Origin of the sequence: Kitasatospora sp. NPDC059577 (assembly GCF_042735475.1) — a bacterium.
In the GTDB taxonomy this organism is placed as follows: domain Bacteria; phylum Actinomycetota; class Actinomycetes; order Streptomycetales; family Streptomycetaceae; genus Kitasatospora.
This window is the reverse complement of sequence record NZ_JBHWBZ010000034.1, coordinates 30,958-37,004: the sequence shown is the minus strand read 5'-3', so window position 1 is coordinate 37,004 and position 6,047 is coordinate 30,958. Positions and strand designations below refer to the sequence as shown.

Sequence of the window (6,047 nt, the reverse complement as noted above, 5' to 3'; positions counted from 1 at the left end):
TGTCTCGGGGGCTGTGTTTTTTTTATACGACACCGACCGGGGGGGCGGCCCCCGGTACCGGCGTCCGCCGCCCGTCCGGGGCCGGCCACGCGGCCGGACCCGAAGGTCACACGCACACCATTGTCACCCGAAAGTGGATCAGCCCTGACCCGCGTCGAGGATGTCCACGACGAAGACCAGCGTCGCGGCGGGCGGGATGTCGCCCTGGCCCTTGTCGCCGTAGCCCAGCGCGGCCGGGATCACCAGCTCGACCCGGCTGCCCACGGTCTGGCCCTCCAGGCCCTGGTCCCAGCCCGGGATGACCTGGCCACCGCCGACCGGGAAGGTGAACGCCTGGCCCTTGCTGAGCGAGGAGTCGAACACCTTGCCGTCCTTGAACAGCGCGCCGGTGTACTGGACGACGACCTTCTCGCCCTTCTCCACCTTCGGCCCGGTGCCCTTGATCAGGACGTGGGACTTCAGCTCCGTCGGGTCCTTGGCGCCGGCCACCGGGGTGATGTCGGCCGGCTTCTTGCCGTTGTCCTTGACCTGCGGGAAGTCCGCCGGCGGCGGGGTGACCGTGCCGCTGACCACCGAGTCGGGCGCGTTGGCGTTGCGGATGTCGATGACGAAGATCAGGTCGTCCTTCGCCCCGATCGACATGTCGGCCTTGCCCTGCGAGCCGAACGCGGCGGCCGGCGGGGCCACCACCAGCAGCCGGCTGCCGGCCTTCTTCCCGAGCACGGCCTGGTCCAGCGCCGGGATCAGCGAGTCCGTGCCGGCCTGGAAGATCTGCGGCTTGCCGTTGGCGTCGTACGAGCTCGGGATGTCCTTGCCGGTGTTCCAGTCCTTGGCGGTGTAGTCCACCGAGGCCCAGGAGTTCTTGTCCACCTTGGCGCCGGAGCCCTCGGAGAGCACCTTGACGACGAAGGAGCCGTCGGAGGCCTCGCCCGGCACCTGGATGTCGGCCTTCTTGCCGAAGTCACCGGTGACGGTCGGCAGCACCTTGGCACTGTCCTTGATCGGCGGCACCGGCTCGGCGCTCGGCGTGGGCGGCGCGGTCTTCGCCGCGTCCGGCTTGGCCGCGCTGGTGTCCTTGCCGCCGTCCTTGTTCACCAGGTACAGCGTCACGGCGCTGCCGGCCAGCAGCAGGGTCAGCACCGTGCCGAGGATCACACCGAGCCGGCCGACCCCGGGCGGGTTCTCGTCGTACCCGGCTTCGGAGGTGTCGGACCGCCGCACGGTGGAGGCGAAGATCTGCGGGGTGTCGTCGGTCTTCGTCCCGCCCGCGGCACGCGGCGCCTCACCGGGCTGGGCCCAGCCGGCCTGCTGCTTCAGGATCGACGGCGGGACGACGATCGACTCGCCGTCCCCCGGAAGCGGGCCGCCGGGACGGGAGGCGGCCGGGTCACCCGCAGGGCTGTCGTTCGCCGCGGTGCCGGCCCCGCCCGGGCTCGGCGTCTTCTCAGTCATGACTCCCCATCCATCTCGCCACAGGTCTTCCAGGTCTGCGCCCGGCGTGCTGAACGCCGGCCTGCCGTCGCACCGCCCGCCCCGGACCTTCGGCGCCGGACGGCACCTGCCACAGCGCGAGGGCATTATGACAGCTCAGGATGAGGGCGGACGCTTCGTTGTACGAGCGTCCGCCCAAGCGTACGGAATCCCCCGGGTCACTTCCTAGACCGCTTCCAGAATGTCGATCACGAAGACCAACGTGGAGTTCGCCGGGACGGCGCCCTGCGCCTTGTCCTGGTAGCCGAGCGCGGGCGGCACCACGAGCATGACCCGGCTGCCCACGGTCTGCCCGACCAGGCCCTTGTCCCAGCCCTCGATCACGCTGCCGGTGCCGATCTGCACCGCCTGCGCGCCGCCGTGCGTCCAGGAGGAGTCGAACTGCTGGCCGTTGCTCCACAGCACCCCGGTGTACTGCACCACCAGGGTCTGCCCGCTCTTGACCGGCTTGCCCTCACCCTTGATCAGCACCGCCTGCTGCAGGTCGGTGGGCGGGGCCTGCCCGGCCGGGATGGTGATCGTCACCGGCGCCTTGCCGTTGTCCTTGACCTGGGGCAGCGTCGCGGGCGGCTGGGTCATGTTCCCGCTCAGCGTGGAGTCCTGCGGCAGGCTCTCCATGATGTCCAGCACGAACACCACGGTGTCGTTCTTGTTGACACCCAGCTGACCGGAGCCCTGGTCGCCGAAGGCGGCCGCCGGCGGGGCCACCACCAGCAGCCGGCTGCCCACCTTCTTGCCGATCACGCTCTGGTCCAGCGCGGGCACCAGCTGCCCGCTGCCGGCCTGGTAGAGCTGCGGCTTGCCGTTGGGGTCGTACGAGCTGGGCAGTTCCTTGCCGGTGGTCCAGTCCTTCGCGCTGTAGTTGACCGTCACCCAGTCGCCCTTGTTGACGGTCGCCCGATCGCCCTCACTGACCGTGTTCACCACGAACTGCCCGCTGGGCTGGCCGTCGGGGATCGTGATGGTGGCCTTGCTGCCGAAACCGCCACCCGAAAGAGTGGGCATCGGCGACGCCTCGGACACCGGTGCCGGCACCGTCGGGGCGGCGCTCGCCGCGGACGGCGTCGCCGGACCGGCCGCCTTGGGGGAACTGCTGCAGGCCACCGCCAGCAGCAGCGGCAGGGTGAGAAGCAAACCGGCGGTGCGGCGCACGGTGGTCCTAACTGTCGGTCGAAGTCGGCTCTCCTGACTCGACGGACAGCGTATGCCCGGCACGCGTCCGGCCCCGGTAGGCACCACCGGGGCCGGACGCCGCCGTGATCACGGCGGCTCGATCGCTGACCGGGCTACATCCCGGCGATGAGCTTCTCCACCCGCTCGTCCACCGAACGGAACGGGTCCTTGCACAGCACGGTGCGCTGCGCCTGGTCGTTCAGCTTCAGGTGCACCCAGTCCACCGTGAAGTCCCGGCGCTGCTCCTGCGCCCGGCGGATGAAGTCCCCGCGCAGCCGGGCCCGGGTGGTCTGCGGCGGGATCGACTTGGCCTCGAAGGTCTTGAGGTCGGTGGTCATCCGCTGCGCCTGGCCCTTGCCCTGGAGCAGGTAGAACAGGCCGCGGCGGCGGTGGATGTCGTGGTACGCGAGGTCGATCTGGGCCACCCGCGGGTTGGACATGCTCATCTGGTGCTTCTCGCGGTACCGCTCGATGAGCTTGTACTTCATGATCCAGTCGATCTCGGTGGCCACCCCGTCCAGCCGCTCGGAGCGCACGGCCTCCAGGGTGCGGCCCCACAGGTCGAGGACCCGGGCGATGGTGCCGGTGTTGATGCCCTTGCGGTCGGCGAACTCCAGGGCCTTGGAGTAGTACTCCTCCTGGATGTCCAGCGCGCTGGCCTCGCGGCCGTTGGCGAGCCGCACCTGGTGGGTGCCGGTGAGGTCGTGGCTGACCTCGCGGATCGCCCGGATCGGGTTCTCCAGGGTCAGGTCGCGCATCACCACGCCGGCCTCGATCAGCCGCAGCACCAGGTCGGTGGCGCCGACCTTGAGCAGCGTGGTGGTCTCGGACATGTTGGAGTCGCCGACGATCACGTGCAGCCGGCGGTAGCGCTCGGCGTCCGCGTGCGGCTCGTCCCGGGTGTTGATGATCGGCCGCGAACGGGTGGTGGCGGAGCTGACGCCCTCCCAGATGTGCTCGGCCCGCTGGCTGACGCAGTAGACCGCGCCGCGCGGGGTCTGCAGCACCTTGCCCGCGCCGCAGATCAGCTGGCGGGTGACCAGGAAGGGGATCAGCACGTCCGCCAGCCGGGAGAACTCGCCGTGCCGGGCCACCAGGTAGTTCTCGTGGCAGCCGTAGGAGTTCCCGGCGGAGTCGGTGTTGTTCTTGAAGAGGTAGACGTCCCCCGCGATGCCCTCCTCGTGCAGGCGCCGCTCGGCGTCCACCAGGAGGCCTTCGAGGATGCGCTCGCCCGCCTTGTCGTGCGTCACCAGCTCGACCACGTCGTCGCACTCGGGCGTGGCGTACTCGGGGTGGGAGCCGACGTCGAGGTAGAGCCGGGCGCCGTTGCGCAGGAAGACGTTGCTGCTGCGGCCCCAGGAGACGACCCGGCGGAACAGGTACCGCGCGACCTCGTCCGGCGACAGCCGTCGCTGCCCGCGGAACGTGCAGGTCACGCCGTACTCGTTCTCCAGCCCGAAAATCCGGCGGTCCATGAGCACTCCATTCTGGTCGGAGCTGTCCGAAACCGCCTCCACGACGACTGGGCCGCCGCAGGGGCACCGGAGCCCCCGTACGGCGGCGGTCCGGCCGCCGTACGGGACTCCGCAGGCACTGCTACTCCGGCGCGGTGTGCGCCGGGTCGTCCTCGTCGTCCGCCTCGGCGGACTGGTCCCCGTCGAGCAGCCGGCTGAGCTGGTTGCCCAGGATCCGCTTGAACTTGCGCTGCTGGAACCGCTGCCGGTCGAGGACCGCGACCTCCAGCTGCTCCGGGGTGAGGCTGCGCGGGCTGCCGCCGTTGGGGTCGCGGGCGAGCGAGTCGACCGCGACCTTCACCGCCTCGGTGAGGCTCAGGCCGACGCGGTGGCGCTGGCCCAGGTAGTTGCCGATCGAGTCGGCGTTGCCGCCGACCACCACGTAGTTCTTCTCGTCGACGACCGAGCCGTCCGGCGTGAGCCGGTAGATCTGGTCGTTGTCGCTGCCGCGGCCGACCTCGGCCACGATCAGCTCGACCTCGTACGGCTTCTCGCCGACCGAGGAGAAGATGGTGCCCAGGGTCTGGGCGTACACGTTGGCCAGGCCCCGGGCGGTGACGTCGGCCCGGTCGTAGGAGTAGCCGCGCAGGTCGGCGTAGCGGACGCCGCCGATGCGCAGGTTCTCGAACTCGTTGTAGCGGCCGACCGCCGCGAAGGCGATCTTGTCGTAGATCTCGGAGACCTTGTGCAGCGCCCTGGAGGTGTTCTCCGCGACGAAGACGATGCCGTCGGCGTAGGTGAGCACGACCACGCTGCGGCCGCGCGCGATGCCCTTGCGGGCGTACTCCGCGCGGTCCGCCATGGCCTGCTGGGGCGAGACGTAGAACGGTGTCGACACCGGCGGTCGTCCCTTTCCTGTGAGGTGCTGGCTAGAGCAGCGGGGCCTGCGGGCCGTTGGGGTGGGTCAGGCGCTCGTCGGTGATGGCCACGGTGGTCTCGGCGACCTCCGCGTCGGTGAGCCGGCGGAAGCCGTCCTCGGTGATCAGCGAGACGATCGGGAAGATCTTGCGGGCGAGGTCCGGGCCGCCGGTGGCGGAGTCGTCGTCCGCCGCGTCGTAGAGTGCCTGGACGACCAGGGTGACGGCCTGTTCGGCCGTCAGGCCGTCGCGGTAGAGCTTCTTCATCGAGCCGCGGGCGAAGACCGAGCCCGAGCCGGTGGCGGCGAAGCCGCGTTCCTCGGAACGCCCGCCGGTGACGTCGTAGTTGAAGATCCGGCCGCGGCCGAGGTCCAGGTCGTAGCCGGCGAACATCGGCACCACCGCCAGCCCCTGCATCGCCATGCCCAGGTTGCCCCGGATCATGGTGGTGAGGCGGTTCGCCTTGCCCTCCAGGGAGAGCACGGTGCCCTCGATCTTCTCGTAGTGCTCCAGCTCCAGTTGGAACAGCCGGACCATCTCGACCGCGAGGCCGGCGGTGCCGGCGATGCCGACCGCGCTGTACTCGTCGGCCGGGAAGACCTTCTCGATGTCGCGCTGGGCGATCACGTTGCCCATCGTCGCCCGGCGGTCACCGGCGATCACCACACCGCCGTCGAAGACCGCGGCCACGATCGTGGTCCCGTGCGGGGCCTCGACCACCGAGCCCGCGGGGAGCCCGCGGTGGCCGGGGAGCAGCTCCGGCTTGTGCTCGGCGAGGAAGTCGAGGAACGAGGACGACCCCGGGGTCAGGAAGGCAGCCGGTAGACGCCCGGTGCCGCGAGTGTTGGCTTCCACACGATTCCTTCCAGGTAGCTTGAAGCGCGCGCTGCCCGCACCCTACCCGCCCGACGATCACTGTCGGAGCGTGGCCGGGAGGTGCCGGGGGGGGGGGGGGGGGGGGCGCCCGCCCCCCCCCCCCCCCGCGCCGCGGCGCGATCGCGCAGCAGGGGGT

5 protein-coding genes are annotated in these 6,047 nt (G+C 70.6%); all 5 read right to left on the bottom strand.

Going from position 1 to position 6,047, the window contains the following annotated elements:
• Positions 1–138 precede the first annotated feature (138 nt).
• The 5 genes from ACFV0O_RS24520 to prcB all read right to left on the bottom strand — a co-directional run bounded on the left by ACFV0O_RS24520 (position 139) and on the right by prcB (position 5,890).
• Positions 139–1,452 carry an FKBP-type peptidyl-prolyl cis-trans isomerase gene (locus tag ACFV0O_RS24520; RefSeq protein ID WP_360261614.1) on the bottom strand — a complete coding sequence of 438 codons (1,314 nt, stop codon included), beginning with the start codon at positions 1,450–1,452 and terminating at the stop codon, positions 139–141.
• Between the two features lie 204 nt (positions 1,453–1,656).
• A complete protein-coding gene (locus ACFV0O_RS24515; protein ID WP_360261616.1) occupies positions 1,657–2,643 on the bottom strand; it encodes an FKBP-type peptidyl-prolyl cis-trans isomerase in 987 nt (328 codons plus the stop codon).
• A gap of 134 nt (positions 2,644–2,777) precedes the next feature.
• A complete protein-coding gene (pafA, locus tag ACFV0O_RS24510) occupies positions 2,778–4,139 on the bottom strand; it encodes a Pup--protein ligase (protein ID WP_380345297.1) in 1,362 nt (453 codons plus the stop codon).
• Between the two features lie 121 nt (positions 4,140–4,260).
• A complete protein-coding gene (gene prcA / locus ACFV0O_RS24505) occupies positions 4,261–5,016 on the bottom strand; it encodes a proteasome subunit alpha (RefSeq protein ID WP_360261618.1) in 756 nt (251 codons plus the stop codon).
• Positions 5,017–5,047: 31 nt separating this feature from the next.
• Entirely contained in the window at positions 5,048–5,890 is an 843-nt protein-coding gene (prcB, locus tag ACFV0O_RS24500; RefSeq protein WP_380345295.1) for a proteasome subunit beta, read from the bottom strand.
• Positions 5,891–6,047: the final 157 nt, after the last annotated feature.

Excerpts from the sequence above, each read along its gene's own strand:
- ACFV0O_RS24520 (WP_360261614.1), bottom strand. The coding sequence starts at position 1,452 with ATGACTGAGAAGACGCCGAGCCCGGGCGGGGCCGGCACCGCGGCGAAC.
- pafA (WP_380345297.1), bottom strand. The coding sequence starts at position 4,139 with ATGGACCGCCGGATTTTCGGGCTGGAGAACGAGTACGGCGTGACCTGC.